Raw genomic sequence first — 18,333 nt, forward strand, 5'->3', positions numbered from 1 at the left:
ATAATGGAAGTTGCTGATGCTGTTTTCCTGGGTATTGTCCAGGGTTTAACTGAATTTTTACCCGTTTCCTCCAGTGGTCACTTAGAAATCGCCAAGGCCATCCTTGGAGACACCAGTGTCCCCGAAGAATCCCTTATGATTACCGTGGTGCTCCACTTTGCCACGGCATTGAGTACCCTGGTTGTATTCAGAAAAGATGTGACCGAGATCTTTCGTGGGCTCTTCTCTTTCAAATGGAATGATGAATTTAAATTTTCTCTGAAAATTATCCTTTCTATGATCCCCGCAGCCGTTGTTGGGGTTCTATTTGAGGAAGAGCTGGAAGCCTTTTTCGGGGGAGCGCTTACCTTTGTAGGTTTTATGCTTCTTATCACTGCACTTCTTTTGTGGCTTGCAGACAAGGCTATAAGCACAGGAAAACCTGTGAGTTATAAAGATGCATTTGTTATTGGGGTTGCCCAGGCAATTGCCATTTTACCGGGGATATCCCGAAGCGGAGCCACCATTTCCACTTCTGTACTGTTGGGAAATGACAAGGCGAAAGCGGCACGTTTTTCCTTCTTAATGGTGGTGCCTTTGATCTTCGGAAAGATCGCAAAAGATCTCCTGAGTGGTGATCTTACGGATACAACCATAGAAGTCACGCCCCTTTTAGCCGGTTTTGTAGCCGCCTTTATAGCAGGCTATGCAGCCTGTAAATGGATGGTCGAACTTGTTAGAAAGAGTAAACTCTCTTACTTCGCGATCTATTGTTTCATTGTAGGAGTTATCGCCATCACTTATGAATATGCCTTTGCGTGATCATGACAGAAGAAGAATTTAAAGCAGGACAGGTACTTTTATTTGACAAACCGCTGGAATGGACCTCTTTTCAACTGGTCAATAAAGTACGCTGGCTCATAAGAAAGCATTACAAGATCAAAAAGATCAAAGTAGGTCATGCGGGCACACTTGATCCTCTGGCATCTGGCCTCCTCATCATTTGTACCGGCAAAGCCACAAAGACCATCGATATTCTCCAGGGGCAGGAAAAGGAATATACCGGCACCTTTACCCTCGGCGCTACCACCCCTTCCTATGACCTGGAAACTGAAGTTGATGAGACCTTTCCCGTGGGACACATTTCAGAGGAAGATATTCATAAGGCAACAGAAGCTTTTAAAGGGGATATTCAGCAGTTACCTCCAGTTTTTTCAGCTTTGAAAAAAGATGGAAAACGATTATATGAGTATGCCCGCAGCGGTGAAAATGTCGAAATTTCGGCACGAAACGTGCATATTTCTAAATTCGAAATAACCCAAATAACTTTACCGGCAGTAGAGTTTCGGGTGGTTTGTAGCAAAGGAACCTATATTAGAAGCCTGGCTCATGATTTCGGGAAAGAACTTGGGAGTGGCGCTCATTTATCTTCTCTTCGGCGCACCAGGATCGGGGAGCATGAAGTGACCAACGCACTTGATCTTGATTCCTTTGTAAATGATTATCTTTCTGCCGAAGATTGAAATGCATAAAAAATGGACTTTTACGAGGAACATAAGGCTCTTATAATTACCATTCTGCTTTTTTCTGTATTGTTCCTGGGGATGTATAACATCAACATTTTCAATTCAAATCAAAAAGTAAGGGAGACTCTTATTGAGCTTAATGACCTGCGCCCGCAGGAACCTCTTGAAAAACAGGAACAGGAAATGGAATCAGAACCTCCTTCACCCAAACCAGAACAATCAAATCTTAAAACCCATCAGGCATTCAATCAGAATCAGGAGGAGAGCAGGGAGGACATGCAGTCCCGCCTTGAGGAGATCTTCGAAAAGAACTCTGCCAGCCAGGAAGCTTCTGAAGAAGAAAATGCAACCTCAACACCCGGTGATTATAGTCTGAGCCCTAATAAGCGTGAAAAAACACGAAAAGCTTCAGAAGGTAAGAATACTTCAGAAAAGACTTCGGTTAAAGAAGGTACTTTAAAGAGCAGTTCTATTTCTTTCTCCCTTGTTGGCAGGTCTGCCATAGATATTCCAAATCCCGTCTACACCTGTGATGTTTCTGGAAAGGTGGTGGTGAATATCGTGGTGAATGCCACGGGAGAGGTGACTTCCACGTCAGTAAACAAGAATAGTTCCACCTCCACTAACGAATGTTTGATCGAGAATGCTTTGTTATATGCAGCAGGGGCACGTTTTTCCAGGCTGGCCGGCAGGAATGACCAACCCGGTACCATAACCTATAATTTCCAGGGATAAATGGAAGATATAAAGAGATGCGGCTGGTGTGTGGGCGATCCTTTGTATGAAGCCTACCACGATAACGAATGGGGAGTGCCATTATATGATGATGAGCAACTGTTCGAATTCCTCATCCTGGAGACCTTTCAGGCGGGATTAAGCTGGATCACCATACTTCGTAAAAGGGAAAATTTCAGGAAAGCTTTTGACAATTTCGATTACAGGATAGTGGCCAATTATTCCGAAGAGAAGATCCATAACCTCATGCAGGATGCAGGGATCATTAGAAATTTATTGAAAATAAAAGCCAGTGTGGCCAATGCCCGTGCCTTTATGGAAGTACAGCAGGAATTTGGATCTTTTAATGAATATATCTGGAATTTCGTGGATGGGAAACCGGTGCAAAATGAACTTCAAAGTTATAAGGAAGCACCTGCTCAAACTGAGCTTAGCGTGACCATAAGCAAAGACCTGAAGAAAAAGGGTTTTAAATTTGTTGGCCCAACCGTTATTTATGCTCATATGCAGGCAACCGGTATGGTGAATGACCATGAGGTGCACTGTTTTAGACACGGCCAGGTTAAAAAAATGAGCTAAACCATCTAATGATCCCAGAAAGGATTCTGTCTGTAGCTACCCGTATATTTTAATCATTTCAGATACTCAAGGAAAACCTCTCTCGGAATTTCCCCGGCACCCAGGCTGGCGAGGTGGTCTGTGTATATCTGGCAGTCGATCATTTGAACCCCTTCAGCGGCTAATTTTCTTACAAGATGGATAAATCCGTACTTAGAAGCATTGCTTTTTCGGGTGAACATACTTTCGCCGCAAAATACTCTCTTTTCCTGCAGATAGATACCGTACAAACCACCCACAAGTTCCTCTCCATCCCATACCTCTACGGAATGTGCGTACCCTAACCGATGCAATTCCAGGTATGCCTTTAACATTTCACCGGTGATCCAGGTTCCCTGCTGGCCTTCACGTCTTGCTTCTGCACAGTTCTTTATTACTGTCTTAAAATCTATATTATAAGTTACCCTGAAAGTTTCTTTTTTCAGAAGCTGCTGCATACTCCTTGAAACTTTCAGATTTTCAGGAAACAGGACCATTCTAGGGTCAGGACTCCACCACAAGACCGGTTGAGTACTGTCATACCAGGGAAATATACCCCGGGAATAGGCATCTATGAGCCGTTGAGGGGTCAGATCCCCGCCAAAGGCCAGTAACCCTACCTCATTGGTCATTTCAATGGGCGGAAAATCATCTTCTGGTCTTAAGAATATCAAATCCCTGATGTTTTTGTCAGTAATGCTAATTCATGAAAAATAAAAAAAAGCCCGGTACTTTTGCAGTATCGGGCTCTTACTTTTTTGAAATATTTTCCTAGAACGGAAGATCGTCAAAGTCTTCTTCGTTAAGATCATTGGCAGGTTCAAACTGGTCTGCAGGAGGCGTAGTAGCCTGCCCCTGGCCTTGCCCCGCTGCCAGATTTTCAATTCTCCATCCCTGTACAGAATTGAAGTATTTGGTTTCTCCCTGAGGATTAACCCATTCCCTTCCGCGAAGGTTAACTCCTATTTTTACCGGTTGCCCGGCCGCAAAATTATTCAACAGGTCACATTTATCCTGCACAAATTCAATTAAAATGTGCTGCGGATACTGCTCTTCTGTGGTTACAACCACCTCTCTTTTTCTAAAACCGTTGCTCCCAAACGTTTTAGTCTCTCCAATCATTTTGATCTTTCCTTGTACTTCCATATTACTTCTTTTTTGCTAGTAAGATTTTCCAGGCCTCGGCCGGTTTATTATTTTCAAGATATTCTTTCGCTTTCCGGTGGATCTTTTCCTTGCTATTTTCTTCAAATAGTTCAGCGATCTCAGGAGATTCCCTAAAAAGCTGTTTAATTTCTTCTCCCGAGGGAAATTTTTCCACATTTCCAAGTTTGCCCAGGTCATTACCGGTAAGAACATTGCTGTTCCTTACTTCCTCAGGAATGGCGTCCACACCTATCCCTCTGGTCTGCAAAGGTTTTGGCACCTCAAACATACCGGAGATCGCCCGGGTATACCAGTTACCGCCCATACGAGCTACCTGGTCAATTTTATGCTGATCAATATAACCATTTTCATCCAAAATTTCATCCTGGATATGCATTTTCAGGACCTCACAAATAACAAGGTTTCCGGCACCGCCTTCAGCACCAAGCTCTACCACCTCATTTATTCTGCACTCAAACTGAACTGGTGATTCTGCAACCCTGAAAGGTTTTACCACTTCAGAAGCCAGCATAGTAAATCCCGCTTTTTCAAATTCATTCACCCCCTCATCATATTCTGTACTGGAAAGGGATACCTGCTGTACCATTTCGTAATTTACAACGTTAATAACCACCTCCATGGTAGCTTTGCAGTTAGTATAGGTGTGTTTAACGGTATTATCACGACCCCTTCTCGCGGGAGAAAAGATCAAAACAGGCGGATTGGCACTAAATACATTGAAAAAACTAAAAGGGGACAAATTAGGTCGTCCCTCAGAATCTACGGTACTCGCAAAAGCAATTGGCCGGGGACCAACAGCTCCCAACAGCAACTGGTGCATTTGGGGAACAGGGATTTCTTTTGGATCTATACTGCGCATTTGTAAAATTTTGACAAAGGTAACGAAACCCTGCACTAATGAAAAACCGCTTGCCGCAATAATAATTTCATGAAAACACCTATATTTAAACGCATAAAAGAACTGCCTACATGAGGTTTTCAGACAAACGGAATTTTCGCCGCGGGTTCATCATTCTTACTTCTCTTATAATTGTCTCCCTCATTGTCTGGAACGCTATCGAATTTTTTCAAAGAATCAAGGAAGAGGAGAGGCGAAAAATGAATATCTGGGCCTCTGCGCAGGTTTACCTGGACCAGGTCGACACAGATACCGGGCTCGATCTTTACCTGGAGATCATCAACAGTAACTCAAGTATTCCCACCATTCTGGTAGATGACAGCGGCAACATTGTAGATGCCATGAATATTGAGGAGGAGATAAGGGAAGACGAGGAAAAACTTAAGGATTTCCTGGAATCGATAAGAGGGGAAAACCGGCCCATAAAAATGGATCTTGGAGAAGGAAGGGTAAACCAGGTGTATTATGGAAATTCCCCGTTACTCAACAGGTTGAAATATTATCCGCTGGCACTTATCCTGATCATTATCCTTTTTATCGCCGTGATATATTTCTTCTATACCACCACCAAGACAAGTGAACAAAATAAGCTGTGGGCGGGAATGGCCAAGGAAACGGCACACCAGATAGGCACCCCACTGTCTTCTCTTATTGGGTGGACAGAGATCCTCAAGGCTGAAAATGTCAATCCGGAATATCTGATTGAAATCGAAAAAGATGTGGACCGGTTAAAGACAATTACTGAAAGGTTTTCAAAAGTAGGTTCTGCCCCTACTCTTCAACCCGAAGATATCGTGGAGAAAACCAAAGATTCCTTTGATTATCTTAAAGCCAGAAGCTCCAAACTCATTGATTTTAAACTTCAACTGCCTGAAGAAAAGATCCTTGTCAATCTTAACCCTCAACTCTACAGCTGGACTATAGAAAACCTGGTAAGAAATGCCATAGATGCAATGAGAGGTAAAGGAACCCTGGAAATAAGCCTTACCCATGACTCAAAAAATGTGCACATCTTCGTAAAGGACACCGGAAAGGGTCTCTCAAAAAGTAAATTCAAACAAATATTTGAGCCCGGCTTTACTACCAAAAAAAGAGGCTGGGGATTGGGGCTTTCACTTGCCAAACGAATTATTGAGAGATATCACCGGGGCCGAATTCGGGTGTTGAAGAGTGAGATCAACAAAGGAACCACTATTGAAATAGTGCTTCACAAGGCAGATACCCGGCAGGCCGGTTAAAAAGATACTCCGTCGAGCTTTTTCTTGATATCTCCGGCTATCTGTTCGAATTCTTCATCAGAAAGAGGAATATTTCGGGAAAAATCCATGTCGCCCATTGAGTTGAGCGGAATAAGATGCACGTGTACGTGCGGAACCTCCAGGCCTACTACTGCCACACCCACTCTCTTGCAGGAAATTGCTTTTTCAAGGCCAATTGCCACCTTTCGGGAGAAAGCCATCAGTTCCATATAGGTGTCTTCGTCGAGGTCAAACAATTTGTTCACCTCTTCCTTTGGAATACAGAGAGTATGTCCTTTGGCATTGGGTCTAATGTCAAGGAAAGCAAGAAATTTATCAGTTTCGGCCACTTTATAGGCCGGGATCTCTCCGTTGATGATCTTGGTGAATATAGTTGGCATAACGTTCGAAATTTAAGTTAGACTAAAGTTAGGATATAAGACAGAGAATTTAAACTTCTTAAAACAAAAAATCCTTTCCGAAGAAAGGATTTTCATCATTGAATTCATTACTGTTACTCCCGGGTGATCTCCAGGATCTCAAATTTGAGGGTTCCGTTAGGCACTTCCACTTCGGCAATATCTCCCTCTTTTTTTCCCAGTAATCCTTTTCCTATTGGACTGTCAACAGAGATCTTGCCGGTCTTAAGGTCGGCTTCGCTCTGTGCTACCAGCTTATACTTAACTTCAGAACCATTGGTAAGGTTCTTTATTTTCACATTGGAGTGCACCAGCACTTTAGAGGTATCCAGTTGTGATTCATCAATAAGCCTTGCATTGGCATACACCTCCTCAAGTTTGGATATCTTTAGTTCAAGAAGGCCCTGGGCCTCTTTTGCAGCGTCATATTCTGCATTCTCGCTCAAATCCCCCTTATCACGGGCTTCAGCAATAGCCTGAGATGCACGTGGCCGCTCCACATCCCTCAACTGGTTGAGTTCATCTCTCAATTTTTTAAGTCCTTCTGCGGTATAATATGAAACTTTACTCATAACCTGGTCATTTATATAAATAGAAAAAATCCCATTCGGTGACGGGATTTCAAACAAATATACTAAATTAAAATCTCAGGAACAATATAATCTTGTAGCTTTGAAAAAACGTGAAATGAAGAGATCCTTATTGTGTATTGCCCTCAGCCTGATGTTCATGGGCTGCTCAGGAGATGATGAGATCAGGAATAATCCTTACCTCCCCAACCTTAATTTCACCCTAAGACTCGACCTCAGCCTACCTGAATATAATAATCTAAATTTTCCGGGAAACAGTTATACTACCTATAATTACGGCATCAATGGCATCGTGGTATATAACCTTAACAATGACCAGTATATGGCCTTTGAACTTACAGATCCCAATCATGTGATCCAGGAGTGCTCATGGCTGGAAGTAACACGTACTGAAGCGAAATGTTCCTGTAATGACGGTAATAAATATACGATCATTACGGGCCAGCGTCTGGAGGGACAAGGGGAATATTCCTTAAAACCTTACCGGGTAAGAAGAGCTGGAAACGTGCTGGAAATAACGAATTAAAAACCCGGAAAGAAGTCTTTCCGGGCATTAATATCTCCTTAAAATCTAAAATCTCAAGGTGATCCCGGCTAAAAAGTTTCGGGTTGCCTGCGGATAATATCCTGCTCCCTCATAAGTTACGTTTTCCCAGTCATAGGTATAATAGTAGCCATTTGAGACATATTCTTCATTGAAGATATTGTTTATTAAACCTGTAAAAACAATCTCTTCAAAAACCGGAGCATTTTTCCAGGTGTACTGAAGATTGAAATCATTAACGAAGTAACTTTCCAACTGTGCCGACTCATTCTCAAGATTTCTCATATACTGATCACCCACGAATTTAGACAGGAATTTTAGCTCCAGGTTTTTAACAGGCCTGTATTCCAAAATATTTCCCGCCACTATTTCCGGGGAATAAGAGATATCCGTCTTTCCGAAGTTGAGGAGTTCTCCGTCCCAGGGTGCAAACCATTCATCATTTTTGTTCCTGCTTATTGCCACATTAGGTCTCCAGCTGAATTTACTGCCCATCTGCACTACCGCATCTACTTCCAGACCAAGCCTGTAGCTGTTCCCACTGTTCCTTCTAATAGCAGCTCCTACATCATTGAGCTCTCCTGTTAGCACCAATTGGTTGCGGTAATCCATATAGTACAGGTTGGAATTTACCTGCACTCCTTTAGCTGTGAACCGCCAACCCAGCTCGTAATCATTCAACTCCTCGGGCTCGGGATTTCCATTTTCATAATCGGTACGGTTAGGTTCCCGGTGTGCCCTTGCAAATGAAAAATATAACTGGTTAGCATTAGAAAGTTCATAGGTCAAACCCGCCTTAGGATTAAAGAAGGTATGTGTATCATCAACAATAAAAGGCACCTCCTGTTCCTCCACCCCATCTACCTCATAATGTATCCTTCTAACCTGCAGGTCTGCGTACAATGATAAATTATCGGTAAGGGCAACGGTAGTTTTTGTAAAGAAATTAAGATCGCTCTTTTGAGAGTCATTGTCATAATACCGGTCAAGTGGCCCTGCAGTAGGAGCAAACCTCGCATAGATGATCTCTCCAAAATGGTCTCCCTCGTAATTATTCCAGGCTCCTCCAAAGACCAACTTCAGTCTTTCGCTCTCATAACGGGCATTGAAGGTGGTGCCGTAAAAATGGTTCACCAGCCATTTCTTTGTCACAAGATCGCTGTGCGTTACCTCTTCCCCATTGGTCGAAAATGACTCCAGGCCGTAATCTGTCAACCGTCTTTCGGCCCTGTATGATTCGTAAAATCCACGCCCGTAAGTATAATGTAGTGCCAGGTTTGAAGACCATCCGTTTCCGTAGCGTTCATTCCACAACAATTGGAAATGGTCCTGCTTGTAATTGTCAACGTGATTATCATAGAACTTTAGATTTCCCTGGTCATCTTCATAAGCTCCCGCCGGGTTGAACCTGCGGTTTTCCTGAAGGGTTTCCGAATCGATCCCGTCCCAGGCCTGGTAAGTAACCTCACTTCCCCCAAATGTCAAAGCTTTGATAAGGGTAGTACCTCCAACATAAGAACCTTGAAAAAAATAGGATTTAAGATCAGACGAGGCACGATCAATATAACCGTCACTCTTTATCACTGATGCTCTCCCTGAAAATTCCCAGTGTTTATCAAAAAGTCCGGTGCTGAATTTAACGGTATGTTTTCTGGTATTGTAAGACCCGAAACTATTGGCTATCTCTGCGGAAGGTTCTGTCTTGTACCTGTCTGTAAGGATGTTCAAACTCGCTCCAAAGGCACCTGCTCCGTTCGTAGAGGTTCCAACTCCACGCTGCAACTGAAGGTTCTCTACAGAAGAGGCAAAATCCCCCAGGTTGACCCAGAAGGTACCCTGACTTTCTGCATCGTTGTATGGCACCCCGTTGATAGTTACATTTATCCCCCGGGATTCGGTACCCCGCACCCGTATACTGCTGTAACCAATTCCGGCGCCTGCATCACTGGTGGTCACCACCCCAGGCATATATTGCATGAGACTTGGAATATCCTGTCCCAGGTTACGATCTTCTATCTCCTCATTGGAGAGGTTACTATAGGTTATTGGTGAATCTGCATCTACCCGTACTGCCGAAAGAAATACTTCTCCTAGTTCTTCCCGGGCATCACTCATATCAATATTCAGAATGATATCTTCAGAAAGATCGATCTCCACCTTTTTTTGATTTCCGTAGGAAAAAATAAGAGTATAATGCCCCTCATCAAGCAGAAGGGAATATTCTCCCCGGCTATTGGTTTGTGTACCCGTGGCAGCGCCTTCTACCCTGACAATTGCTGAATTTAATGGTTTGTCACCATCTGTTACTTTTCCCGAAACACTGAATTGCTGGGCAACTGAGGCCAGGGAGATAAAACTTAAACTGAAAAATAGAAAAAAAGTTTTCATTCGTAAAAAATTAGATCATTACGAATAAAAGGGGCGGTTATTCTTATTTTAAAAAAAAATCCTGAGAACCATTCAATAAAAATGGTTTTCAGGAGTGCGATAGTTTTGCGCTTTTAGCGCAGATCCCTTGGCAGCATTACCTGCCCAGGTTCTTTGGGTATGATCTCAGCTTTCTCCTGCACAAACAGAAGTAGGCACCCCTTTGAGATGTGGCAAATGTAATAGCTTTTTTTCGATTTAACCTAATTTTTGAGGGTTTCGAAGAAAAAGCAATTAATTTTATCGTTTTCAGGTTACTATGGCTAAAAAAAGTCCGTCCATTACTTTTACTGTCTTTGCCGGATACCTTTTACTGGCAGCACTTTCGGCCTTTGCGATCTGGTTTGTGTACGAACAGGTGGTAAGCTACACGCAGATGACTGACCGGAACAATACCGGGAACCAGAAGCTCCTTCTCGTAGGAGAGGCCGCTACCAAATTGTACGAAGCTGAAAGTCTCAGCAGGCAATTGATCCAAAGTGGCGACCTTGAAGGTCTGGAAATCTACACCGCAAAGATTGATTCTATTAAAATGACCTTGGCATCTTTACAACGGCCAGATTCAGAATATTCCCTGGAAAAAGAGGTTGACAGCATCAACATCCTTCTTTCCCAAAAATCTGAAAACCTTTCTGAACTTATAAAATTAAGGGCGCAGGGGGAAAGTGAAAGTTATTACAACAGGGTACTTAACGAACTTCGAAAAGTTGACGAAACCTTTGATATTCCAAACTATGAACAGCGGTTCAAAGACCTGGAGCCCCACCAAAGGAGCCTTTTGATAAAACTCCTGGACTATGCAAATGTTGAAAATGCAGAACCTGCAAATCTAACCGCCGATTCCCTGGTGAATGCCGTAAAATCTGTCCTTAGCGAACTGGAGATAAGGGACCGCCAATACCGCACGGAACTGAGGAACAAGGAAAATGCCCTTTTAGAGAACGAAATAGAACTCAATAGTAGGTTACGTATCCTCCTATCTACCATAGAATTTGAAGAAAGACAGAATTCCCTGCAACAGGTAGCCAACTGGCAGGATACGGTAGAAAGCACCTCCAAGACCATTGCCTTTCTTGGTGCAGTAAGTCTGCTAGTGATCCTTATTTTCGTTTTTTTGGTGACCAGGGATGTTTCGCGGAGTCAGCGCTATAGGAAACAACTTGAAAATGCCAAGATCTATGCCGAATCTTTACTGAAAAGCCGGGAGCAGTTCATGAATACCATCACGCACGACCTTCGCTCTCCTCTTAACTCGGTAGTAGGTTATACAGGATTATTGGAGAAAACAGATCTGGACAGATCACAGAACCGGTACCTGGACCAGTTAAAAAGATCTTCAGATTATTTGCTGCACCTGGTTAACGACCTGCTTGACTTGTCAAAGCTGGAGGCCGGAAAAATGTCTGTGGATGAATTGACTTTCAACCCCAAGAACCTCATCGAGGAAACCGTGGAGAATGCCATCCCTCCCGAAAAACCCGAAGAGGTAGAAGTGCTAATTGAAGTTGAGGAAGAACTCGACCGCCCGGTTATCACAGACCCATTCAGGATTAAACAAATAATCACCAATCTTGTAAGCAATGCATGTAAGTTCACCCAGGAAGGAAGTGTTGAAGTAAAGGCCTGGCTCGAAGAAAAGAAAAATAAAACGATATTGAACATCCAGGTTAAGGACACCGGCATTGGGATCTCGGCAGAGCAAAAGGAAAAGGTCTTTGAAGAATTCTCCCAGGAGGACAGTAGTATTGAAAAGCGCTATGGAGGATCAGGTCTGGGGTTGGCGATTAGTAAAAAACTTACTGACCTCCTTAAAGGAAATATTAGCCTGGAAAGCGAACCCGGGAAAGGCAGTACCTTTCTGATAGAGATTCCGGTAAAACTGGCTTCGCCGGTAACAGAAGTTGTGGAACCTTCCAAACCAACAGAAGACCTTCAGAACTATACGGTTCTTCTTGTTGATGACGAACCTGCACAACTGGGACTACTCAAAGAACTCATTCGTTTCACAGGTATGAAATTCTACACGGCCCGCAATGGAAAGGAAGCATTAAAAACATTGCAAAAAGAAAAAGCAGATCTTGTGCTTACCGATATACAAATGCCCGATATGAATGGGTTTCAACTACTCACCGAGATCAAAAAAATTTCACCCGAGCTTCAGGTTATTGCCCTCTCAGGACAGCCAAATGTGAGTCCTGCAGATTATCTCAAAAAAGGATTTAGTGGTAGCCTGTTAAAACCATACTCTTCAAAAAAGCTTTTAAAATTGATCGAGGATGTGCTCAAAATTGAGTTTGAAAAGCAAACAAAGAAAAAGGGTGTTAATGCAGGATCAAAAGGAAATTATACCCTGAATGAGATCAAAACTTTTGCAGGAGAGGATCAACAGGCATTGAATGCAATCCTTACGGCATTTATGGAAAGTACTGCAACCAATATCCAGGTACTTAAAATGGCATGGGCAAATGGTGATAGTCCCAAGGTTTCTGCTGTAGCCCACAAGATGTTGCCTATGATCAGGCAGTTAAGAGTAAAAGGTCTTGTGGTGGACCTCGAAAAATTGGAGATGGGAAAGGAAGAAGAAATCAAAAAAGTAGACGTGCCATTGCTTACCAAAAAGATCAGGTCGCTTCTGAACGAACTTCAACTGGAGATCAAAGATTGATCCCGTACTGTTTCAATTTATTATAAAGGGTTTTCCTGTCTATCGATAACAAACGTGCAGCCTTACTTTTATTCCCATGGGTTTTTTCAAGAGCATCCAGGATCAGTTCCTGCTCATTCTTATTCTTGAACAGGCTATAAGAAGCTTCGGGTTGCTCTTCCCGGCTTGACCTGCGTACTTCCTGTGGAAGAACAGCAGGGGTGATGTAATCCCCTTCAGAAAGTAAAACAGCTCTCTTAACCACATTTTTAAGTTCCCTTAAATTCCCCGGCCAGGTATAGGACTTAAAAGCTGAAACTGTTTCTTCTTCAAAACCCGCCACATCTCTCTCCAGTTCCTTATTTGCACTATCAAGAAAGTAGTTGGCAAAGATCATCAGGTCTTCCTGCCGGTCTTTTAAAGAAGGTACTTTTATCGTAAATTCATTAAGCCTGTGGTATAAATCTTCCCTGAACTCCCCTTTTTTTACCAGCTCAAAAAGGTCTTCATTAGTCGCAGCGATGACCCTGATATCAACATTGATTTCTTCATTGCTGCCCACAGGTTTTACCTTTCTTTCCTGCAAAGCACGTAACAGCTGCACTTGCAGCTCATAATTAAGGTTCCCAATTTCATCCAGGAAAAGTGTTCCCCCGTTAGCAGCTTCAAAATGCCCGGTTTTATTAGTCACCGCACCCGTAAAGGAGCCTTTAATATGGCCAAAGAACTCACTGGAGGCCAGTTCCCGCGGAATGGCACCACAATCAACGGCGACAAAAGGAGCCTGGTTCCTTTTACTTTTATCATGAATACTCCTGGCGATCTGTTCTTTTCCTGTACCACTTTCCCCCATGATAAGGACAGACATGCCGGTAGGAGCCACCAGTTCTATATAATTATTCAGTTTGGAAGAGGCCTCACTAACTCCTTTGATATAAGTATCATTGGAGAGGGGTTTTCCGGTAGGTTTGGTTTTGACGGCAGGCAGTGTTGGTTCACCGCTATTTCTATCAAGGGCGGCATTGATCGATTTTATTATTACTTCTGGATTAAAGGGTTTTGCTATGTAATCAAGAGCACCTTCTTTCATAGCGTTCACCGCCATGCTAATTTCAGCATAACTGGTCATCATGATAACACCCGTCGTCACTTTCTTCTGGTTTATCGCCCTGAGGATCTCTAAACCTTCTTTATCGGGAAGGCGAACATCAGAGATGATCACATCATAATCTTCTTTCCCAATAAGGTTAAGAGCTTCTGTTGCAGTGTATACGGCATCCACCTTGTATTCCTTTTTCAGTAAAAAGGTTTTTAACATGGTGCAGAACGCCACATCATCTTCAACTAAGAGAATTTTGACCATAGAATTGTGAATATTCACAAAATTATGATTTTAAAACCCCGAAAAACAAAAAATAAGCATAAAAAAAAGGAGCATTTTACTGCTCCTTTTTGAAAAAATTAACCTGTAAAGGTAAAATTAATCCTCCGTTTCTTCAGAATCCCTAAATAATTGTTTCCTCATCATATGTTGTCGCAGGTAGGGCTAACGACAATATCTCACGTTGTGAACAATTTCTTTTTCATGTGTGCCATTGGGAATCTGCCATCAAGAGTCGGTTTCTCTTATAACGATGGTAACACAATTACTCCTGGTCGTGATCTTTTTTAGCCTTGTCGATCCAGTTACCTTCAGCATCTGCATAAAGCTCTTTTTCTTCGCCTTCAGCAGTTGTCACTTTAAGTTTAAACTTTTGCTCACCTTCTTTTTCCTTAACGTAAGCTTCTGCGATCACAGCTCCGGCGAAATCACGCTCTACAGCCTGTTGAACTTCAGCAGGAAGATCTGCGATCTCAACCTGAGCCCAGTCAGCTTTTTGAACTGTTTGTTCAACTTGTTCTACTGCTACTTCTTCTGGTGCAGTTTCCTGAGCGGTAATTGTTTGAGCTGAAAAAAGCATTGCTGATGCAGCTACTACAGATAAAACTATCTTTTTCATAATTCAATTTTTTTTGTTGTTTCTATTTATGGTTATAACTCAATAAGCTATAAGTGTACCATCTTAGCCGGAAAGGCAAATAGCCCCCGAAAACAGGGCTTTTTGAGAGTTCTTTAGAGTAGAATATTTCTGGGGAACAGGGAATTTTCCCCAGTTTTTTGTAGAATTTTTCCCCATTTTTAACAACTTCGGGGGGAGCTACTAATCTTTTAAGGGATCCCTTCGGCCCGCTTTCTTTTCTGCCCTCATCTTCTTTTCCCGCAGTCTTTTTAATTTTGCCGCCTTGGGAGGACGGGTTTTTTTTCGGGGCTTGGGTTTTTTAAGCGACTCTTTTATCAGGGCAATAAACCGTTGGGTAACCAGCTCCTTGTTTTTGTGTTGGCTTCGGCTTTCATCGCACTGCAGTATCAACTCGTTCTCATTGGTGAGTTTAGAACTGAGTTTTACCTGGAGCCTTTCCTTCTCGGCTTCAGACAAAGCCCGTGAGTCTGGCAGGTGAAAGTGAAGTTCCACTTTTGAGGAGACCTTATTAACATTTTGGCCGCCAGCACCAGAGCTGCGTACCGCTTTATAGGTAAGTTCCTTTATTAGCTGTTCCTCGTTAGGCACTACTTGATGAGGTGAGAAGGTTTCAATAAGTCTGCGACCGTCTTTACCGGGTTGAAGGTTTCAACGGGCACCTCGACGAAAATACTTATCCAGTCAGACATTGCCCCGTTCCATAAGCCCGGAAGTTCAAGAGCTTTGAGTTCTTTCCCATCTCTGGTCTTGTTCGAAATAAAGCTGGTCTTTTCGTCCACGAATTGATGAAGATCGAATTTTTCTCCTTTAAAGTTCATAAAAGAACAAACAATATCAACGGGATTAAAATGAGTGGCCTCCTGGGCTATTTTACTTTGCTGGTAATTCTCATGATCAATTTGGGAACTCTCGACTATTTGAAGGGAGATATCCCCGTTCTCATGGGTTACCCAAAAAGGTCCCCCGCCCGGTTCACCTTCATTTCTAACCATGCCGCAAACTCTTACAGGGCGGTCCATTTTTCTTTTTAAAGCCGAAATTTTCTCCTCCTTTGATAGTTCGTCGAATTGTATGCTCAATCCCGAATTAAGTTTTTTCTGAAGAAAAGAAATCATTTCTTCCAACTCCTCTTCTGAAGGTTCTTTCTCGAGTTTCGTTAGAGATTCAAAGACCTTCGCCTGTAAGTCCAGGAGTTTCCCGGCAAGCATTTGTTTATTTTCAGCCAGTATCTTCCTGTTCTTTGGGATAACTACATTATCAATATTCTTAATAAATATAAGGTCTGCTTCCCGGTCATTCAGGTTTTCTATAAGGGCGCCGTGCCCACCGGGTCTAAAGAATATTTCGCCGTTCTCATCTCTAAACGGTTCGTTTTCTTTGGTAACCGCAATTGTATCTGTCTTAGAGTCCTGGAATGAATAGGTGATCTCAAAATCCTTTGAGCTTTCTTTCTCGACGATGGGAACGATCCTGGTAGCTTCTTCTTCAAACTTTGAAAGGTGTTCTTCTGCTACAGTAAAATGGATCCTGACCTTATTCCCTGCAACGGCGTAATCTACCGCCTCTCTTAAATGCTCTTCAAAAGCAGTGGCTAAATGGTCTTCATACTTATGAAAAGGTACCAGGCCTTTTGGATAATCCCCCAGGTTTAACCCCTCCTCTCCAAGCATCATTCTTACAAAGAGCAGCTTTTGTTCGTTTTCAGGAAGTGAATCGTAATCTCGCCCGTTCTCTTTTATCTGCTGAAGCACTGTTTCGTAAAAAGGAAGGTCTTTCATTCGGCTGAAGAACAACTCCAGTTTGGGATTATTCTTTCTTTCAATATAGTGATCCAGATCTTCTTCATTTGGATCAAATTCTTTAAGGAAGTTATAAAAGGCCTTAAACATTCTTGTAGCGGCCCCCGAGGCCGGAACGAACTTCAGAATTTTCAGATCATCTTTTCTTGAATTATATAAGGCTATGAGATCTTCTTTTTCATTTTCATCGATAGCCAGAATGCCATTTCTCAAAGTGGCCGCCTCTCGAATATTGACTGAAACATTACCCTTTTTAAAAATCGAAATTTGTTCCTCTACCTTCTGGAAACTGATCCCTTTTTTTTCAATCTGTGAAATATCTTGTGTGCTAAAGCCCAACTTCGTTCTTTTTTAAAAGTTCTTCAATCATTTTTACTGCCGTTTCAAATCGCTCCTGAAAATTTCCTTCCAAAATGTGATACGGCTTGTTGTAATCATCCAATGGTTTTTTGAATTTTTCGAACATTAGCTCCCTTTCAAAGGGCCTGTCGCGCAAATCATCTTTAACCCATGGAATGTCAATATACATTAAAAAATAAAGATCGTAATGTGCCTTTAACGCATGTTTAAGAAGTCCAGGGTCGCAGTGTCCTTCATAATAAGCCTGTGAATAAACAACAGTTTCAAGGAGATTTGTGTCACAGAAAAGTACCCGGTTAGCCTCTGCAGCTTTTTGGTTTTCGAGTTCCATTTGGCCGTGTGCAATTGGCAGAATATCTTCGGGAGCACATGCCTTTTGCTCCTCATCCCACTTTTGCTGAAGATAATCCCTTGAAAATTCGGGCACCCATTCAGTTTCAAAATGAGCCGCCAGCATTTGTGCCAGGGTAGTCTTTCCTGTAGACTCAGGCCCGTAAAAAACTACTTTCAGGATGTCACATGTCCTTTGCTCAAGCTTCTTTTCCATGTTTTGTAACCGTAATAGGCAATGATGGTAAATAATAAATATTGAAGGCTGGTAAAGGTAAGGCCTTTATAGAAATACAGGGGTACAGAGATTATATCGCCTACGATCCAGTAGATCCAGTTCTCGAGCTTTTTGCGTGCCATGAGCCACATCCCTACAAAAAATATGGCGGTGGTAATCGTATCTACATAGGCTGTCCAGCTGTTCCATTTGTCAAACCAGGTGTAGATCCCGAATGTGAACAACCAGGTCGCTATGAAGATCAAAATACTCCACAGATGTTCTTTTTTAGTGGCTTTAGTAATAGGAATATAATGAACGGCATCAACTTTACGGGTCCATACATACCAGCCGTAAATACTCATGGTAGAGTAGTAAAAATTGATCATCATGTCGCCCAGTAACCCCCATTGCCAAAGCAGGTAGACAAAAATTACCGTGCTAACGATCCCGGTTGGATAAACAAGAATATTCTCCTGTTTAGAGAACCATACCGAAAGGAAACCGAAGATAACCGCGATGATCTCTAAAACAATAAAAAGGGTTGGATAATCCTGGTACTGCTGAAAAAAGAAATCAAAAATCGGCTGCATAGTCGCTTCTGTTGCTCTTAACGAGCTTCATGGTCAATATCACATGATCAAGAGCCTGGAAAGTCTCCTTCACCTCTTCTGTCATGAATTCCATGATCTTATCATAATCCCCATATATTTGAGTGCTTAGCGGATTTTCAAGAACGGTGAATCCCGAAGTTCTTAATTTTTTAATGAATTCTTTTATCGGGGCTTCAAAGTCATCCTGAAGTGGAGTCAGGGCAAGTTCTAATGAAATTTGCATAGGTG

20 protein-coding genes are annotated in these 18,333 nt (G+C 42.5%); 7 read left to right on the forward strand and 13 right to left on the reverse strand.

Annotation, left to right across the window (positions count from 1 at the left end; translation table 11 throughout):
• Positions 1-3: 3 nt before the first annotated feature.
• The 4 genes from ACFSTG_RS04285 to ACFSTG_RS04300 are packed head-to-tail and all read left to right on the forward strand — an operon-like array spanning position 4 to position 2,819.
• On the forward strand, positions 4-801 hold the full coding sequence (locus ACFSTG_RS04285) for an undecaprenyl-diphosphate phosphatase (protein ID WP_380748810.1): 798 nt from the start codon (positions 4-6) through the stop codon (positions 799-801).
• Positions 802-803: 2 nt separating this feature from the next.
• Entirely contained in the window at positions 804-1,502 is a 699-nt protein-coding gene (gene truB / locus ACFSTG_RS04290) for a tRNA pseudouridine(55) synthase TruB (protein ID WP_380748812.1), read from the forward strand.
• Positions 1,503-1,514: 12 nt separating this feature from the next.
• Positions 1,515-2,240, forward strand: a complete 726-nt coding sequence (locus ACFSTG_RS04295) for an energy transducer TonB family protein (protein ID WP_380748814.1) — start codon at positions 1,515-1,517, stop codon at positions 2,238-2,240.
• Positions 2,241-2,819, forward strand: a complete 579-nt coding sequence (locus tag ACFSTG_RS04300) for a DNA-3-methyladenine glycosylase I (protein ID WP_380748816.1) — start codon at positions 2,241-2,243, stop codon at positions 2,817-2,819. It abuts the gene before it with no gap.
• Between the two features lie 53 nt (positions 2,820-2,872).
• Here ACFSTG_RS04300 and aat read toward each other — a convergent pair whose 3' ends face one another.
• From aat to ACFSTG_RS04315, 3 genes are all read right to left on the reverse strand, one after another.
• Positions 2,873-3,511 carry a leucyl/phenylalanyl-tRNA--protein transferase gene (gene aat / locus ACFSTG_RS04305; protein ID WP_380748818.1) on the reverse strand — a complete coding sequence of 213 codons (639 nt, stop codon included), beginning with the start codon at positions 3,509-3,511 and terminating at the stop codon, positions 2,873-2,875.
• 97 nt (positions 3,512-3,608) lie between these two features.
• The gene (locus ACFSTG_RS04310) at positions 3,609-3,983 is read right to left on the reverse strand and encodes a DUF3127 domain-containing protein (protein ID WP_380748820.1); all 375 of its coding nucleotides are present in this window, start codon (positions 3,981-3,983) and stop codon (positions 3,609-3,611) included.
• Between the two features lies 1 nt (position 3,984).
• The gene (locus ACFSTG_RS04315) at positions 3,985-4,863 is read right to left on the reverse strand and encodes a flavin reductase family protein (RefSeq protein WP_380748822.1); all 879 of its coding nucleotides are present in this window, start codon (positions 4,861-4,863) and stop codon (positions 3,985-3,987) included.
• A gap of 110 nt (positions 4,864-4,973) precedes the next feature.
• Here ACFSTG_RS04315 and ACFSTG_RS04320 point away from each other — a divergent pair, with 110 nt between their 5' ends.
• Positions 4,974-6,140, forward strand: a complete 1,167-nt coding sequence (locus ACFSTG_RS04320; RefSeq protein WP_380748824.1) for a sensor histidine kinase — start codon at positions 4,974-4,976, stop codon at positions 6,138-6,140.
• Here ACFSTG_RS04320 and ACFSTG_RS04325 read toward each other — a convergent pair.
• Complete coding sequence (locus tag ACFSTG_RS04325; protein ID WP_380748826.1) at positions 6,137-6,541, reverse strand: HIT family protein; 405 nt, start codon at positions 6,539-6,541, stop codon at positions 6,137-6,139. The two genes, ACFSTG_RS04320 and ACFSTG_RS04325, sit on opposite strands and share 4 nt — an antisense overlap.
• Positions 6,542-6,654: 113 nt before the next feature.
• Positions 6,655-7,131 (reverse strand): transcription elongation factor GreA, encoded by a 477-nt coding sequence (gene greA, locus ACFSTG_RS04330; protein ID WP_380748828.1) that lies wholly within the window; start codon positions 7,129-7,131, stop codon positions 6,655-6,657.
• A gap of 115 nt (positions 7,132-7,246) precedes the next feature.
• Here greA and ACFSTG_RS04335 point away from each other — a divergent pair, with 115 nt between their 5' ends.
• Positions 7,247-7,675 (forward strand): hypothetical protein, encoded by a 429-nt coding sequence (locus ACFSTG_RS04335; protein WP_380748830.1) that lies wholly within the window; start codon positions 7,247-7,249, stop codon positions 7,673-7,675.
• 45 nt (positions 7,676-7,720) lie between these two features.
• On the opposite strand, the gene ACFSTG_RS04340 is transcribed toward ACFSTG_RS04335, so the two are convergent.
• Positions 7,721-10,081, reverse strand: a complete 2,361-nt coding sequence (locus ACFSTG_RS04340; protein ID WP_380748831.1) for a TonB-dependent receptor — start codon at positions 10,079-10,081, stop codon at positions 7,721-7,723.
• 298 nt (positions 10,082-10,379) lie between these two features.
• Between ACFSTG_RS04340 and ACFSTG_RS04345 the strand changes: the two genes are divergently transcribed.
• A complete protein-coding gene (locus ACFSTG_RS04345; protein WP_380748832.1) occupies positions 10,380-12,785 on the forward strand; it encodes a hybrid sensor histidine kinase/response regulator in 2,406 nt (801 codons plus the stop codon).
• Here ACFSTG_RS04345 and ACFSTG_RS04350 read toward each other — a convergent pair.
• From ACFSTG_RS04350 to ACFSTG_RS04380, 7 genes are all read right to left on the reverse strand, one after another.
• On the reverse strand, positions 12,775-14,127 hold the full coding sequence (locus tag ACFSTG_RS04350) for a sigma-54-dependent transcriptional regulator (RefSeq protein ID WP_380750791.1): 1,353 nt from the start codon (positions 14,125-14,127) through the stop codon (positions 12,775-12,777). The genes ACFSTG_RS04345 and ACFSTG_RS04350 overlap by 11 nt on opposite strands.
• Before the next feature lie 283 nt (positions 14,128-14,410).
• A complete protein-coding gene (locus ACFSTG_RS04355; protein WP_380748834.1) occupies positions 14,411-14,764 on the reverse strand; it encodes a hypothetical protein in 354 nt (117 codons plus the stop codon).
• A gap of 201 nt (positions 14,765-14,965) precedes the next feature.
• On the reverse strand, positions 14,966-15,373 hold the full coding sequence (gene arfB / locus ACFSTG_RS04360; RefSeq protein ID WP_380748836.1) for an alternative ribosome rescue aminoacyl-tRNA hydrolase ArfB: 408 nt from the start codon (positions 15,371-15,373) through the stop codon (positions 14,966-14,968).
• Positions 15,373-16,923, reverse strand: a complete 1,551-nt coding sequence (locus ACFSTG_RS04365) for a DUF4301 family protein (RefSeq protein ID WP_380748838.1) — start codon at positions 16,921-16,923, stop codon at positions 15,373-15,375. Before ACFSTG_RS04365 ends, arfB begins: the two co-directional genes overlap by 1 nt.
• Positions 16,913-17,491, reverse strand: coding sequence for an AAA family ATPase (locus ACFSTG_RS04370; protein WP_380748840.1), 579 nt, complete (start codon positions 17,489-17,491; stop codon positions 16,913-16,915). Before ACFSTG_RS04370 ends, ACFSTG_RS04365 begins: the two co-directional genes overlap by 11 nt.
• Positions 17,452-18,084: a nicotinamide riboside transporter PnuC gene (pnuC, locus tag ACFSTG_RS04375; RefSeq protein ID WP_380748842.1), complete on the reverse strand. Its 633-nt coding sequence runs from the start codon at positions 18,082-18,084 to the stop codon at positions 17,452-17,454. Before pnuC ends, ACFSTG_RS04370 begins: the two co-directional genes overlap by 40 nt.
• A complete protein-coding gene (locus ACFSTG_RS04380; protein WP_380748844.1) occupies positions 18,068-18,328 on the reverse strand; it encodes a YkoF family thiamine/hydroxymethylpyrimidine-binding protein in 261 nt (86 codons plus the stop codon). Before ACFSTG_RS04380 ends, pnuC begins: the two co-directional genes overlap by 17 nt.
• Positions 18,329-18,333: the final 5 nt, after the last annotated feature.

Source organism: Salinimicrobium flavum, assembly GCF_042684505.1.
Taxonomy (GTDB): Bacteria; Bacteroidota; Bacteroidia; order Flavobacteriales; family Flavobacteriaceae; genus Salinimicrobium; species Salinimicrobium flavum.

Coding starts and splice junctions, on each gene's coding strand:
- ACFSTG_RS04285 (WP_380748810.1), top strand. CDS start 4: ATGGAAGTTGCTGATGCTGTTTTCCTGGGTATTGTCCAGGGTTTAACT.
- truB (WP_380748812.1), top strand. CDS start 804: ATGACAGAAGAAGAATTTAAAGCAGGACAGGTACTTTTATTTGACAAA.
- ACFSTG_RS04295 (WP_380748814.1), top strand. CDS start 1,515: ATGGACTTTTACGAGGAACATAAGGCTCTTATAATTACCATTCTGCTT.
- ACFSTG_RS04300 (WP_380748816.1), top strand. CDS start 2,241: ATGGAAGATATAAAGAGATGCGGCTGGTGTGTGGGCGATCCTTTGTAT.
- ACFSTG_RS04310 (WP_380748820.1), bottom strand. CDS start 3,983: ATGGAAGTACAAGGAAAGATCAAAATGATTGGAGAGACTAAAACGTTT.
- ACFSTG_RS04315 (WP_380748822.1), bottom strand. CDS start 4,863: ATGCGCAGTATAGATCCAAAAGAAATCCCTGTTCCCCAAATGCACCAG.
- ACFSTG_RS04320 (WP_380748824.1), top strand. CDS start 4,974: ATGAGGTTTTCAGACAAACGGAATTTTCGCCGCGGGTTCATCATTCTT.
- ACFSTG_RS04325 (WP_380748826.1), bottom strand. CDS start 6,541: ATGCCAACTATATTCACCAAGATCATCAACGGAGAGATCCCGGCCTAT.
- greA (WP_380748828.1), bottom strand. CDS start 7,131: ATGAGTAAAGTTTCATATTATACCGCAGAAGGACTTAAAAAATTGAGA.
- ACFSTG_RS04335 (WP_380748830.1), top strand. CDS start 7,247: ATGAAGAGATCCTTATTGTGTATTGCCCTCAGCCTGATGTTCATGGGC.
- ACFSTG_RS04340 (WP_380748831.1), bottom strand. CDS start 10,081: ATGAAAACTTTTTTTCTATTTTTCAGTTTAAGTTTTATCTCCCTGGCC.
- ACFSTG_RS04345 (WP_380748832.1), top strand. CDS start 10,380: ATGGCTAAAAAAAGTCCGTCCATTACTTTTACTGTCTTTGCCGGATAC.
- ACFSTG_RS04350 (WP_380750791.1), bottom strand. CDS start 14,127: ATGGTCAAAATTCTCTTAGTTGAAGATGATGTGGCGTTCTGCACCATG.
- ACFSTG_RS04355 (WP_380748834.1), bottom strand. CDS start 14,764: ATGAAAAAGATAGTTTTATCTGTAGTAGCTGCATCAGCAATGCTTTTT.
- ACFSTG_RS04370 (WP_380748840.1), bottom strand. CDS start 17,491: ATGGAAAAGAAGCTTGAGCAAAGGACATGTGACATCCTGAAAGTAGTT.
- pnuC (WP_380748842.1), bottom strand. CDS start 18,084: ATGCAGCCGATTTTTGATTTCTTTTTTCAGCAGTACCAGGATTATCCA.
- ACFSTG_RS04380 (WP_380748844.1), bottom strand. CDS start 18,328: ATGCAAATTTCATTAGAACTTGCCCTGACTCCACTTCAGGATGACTTT.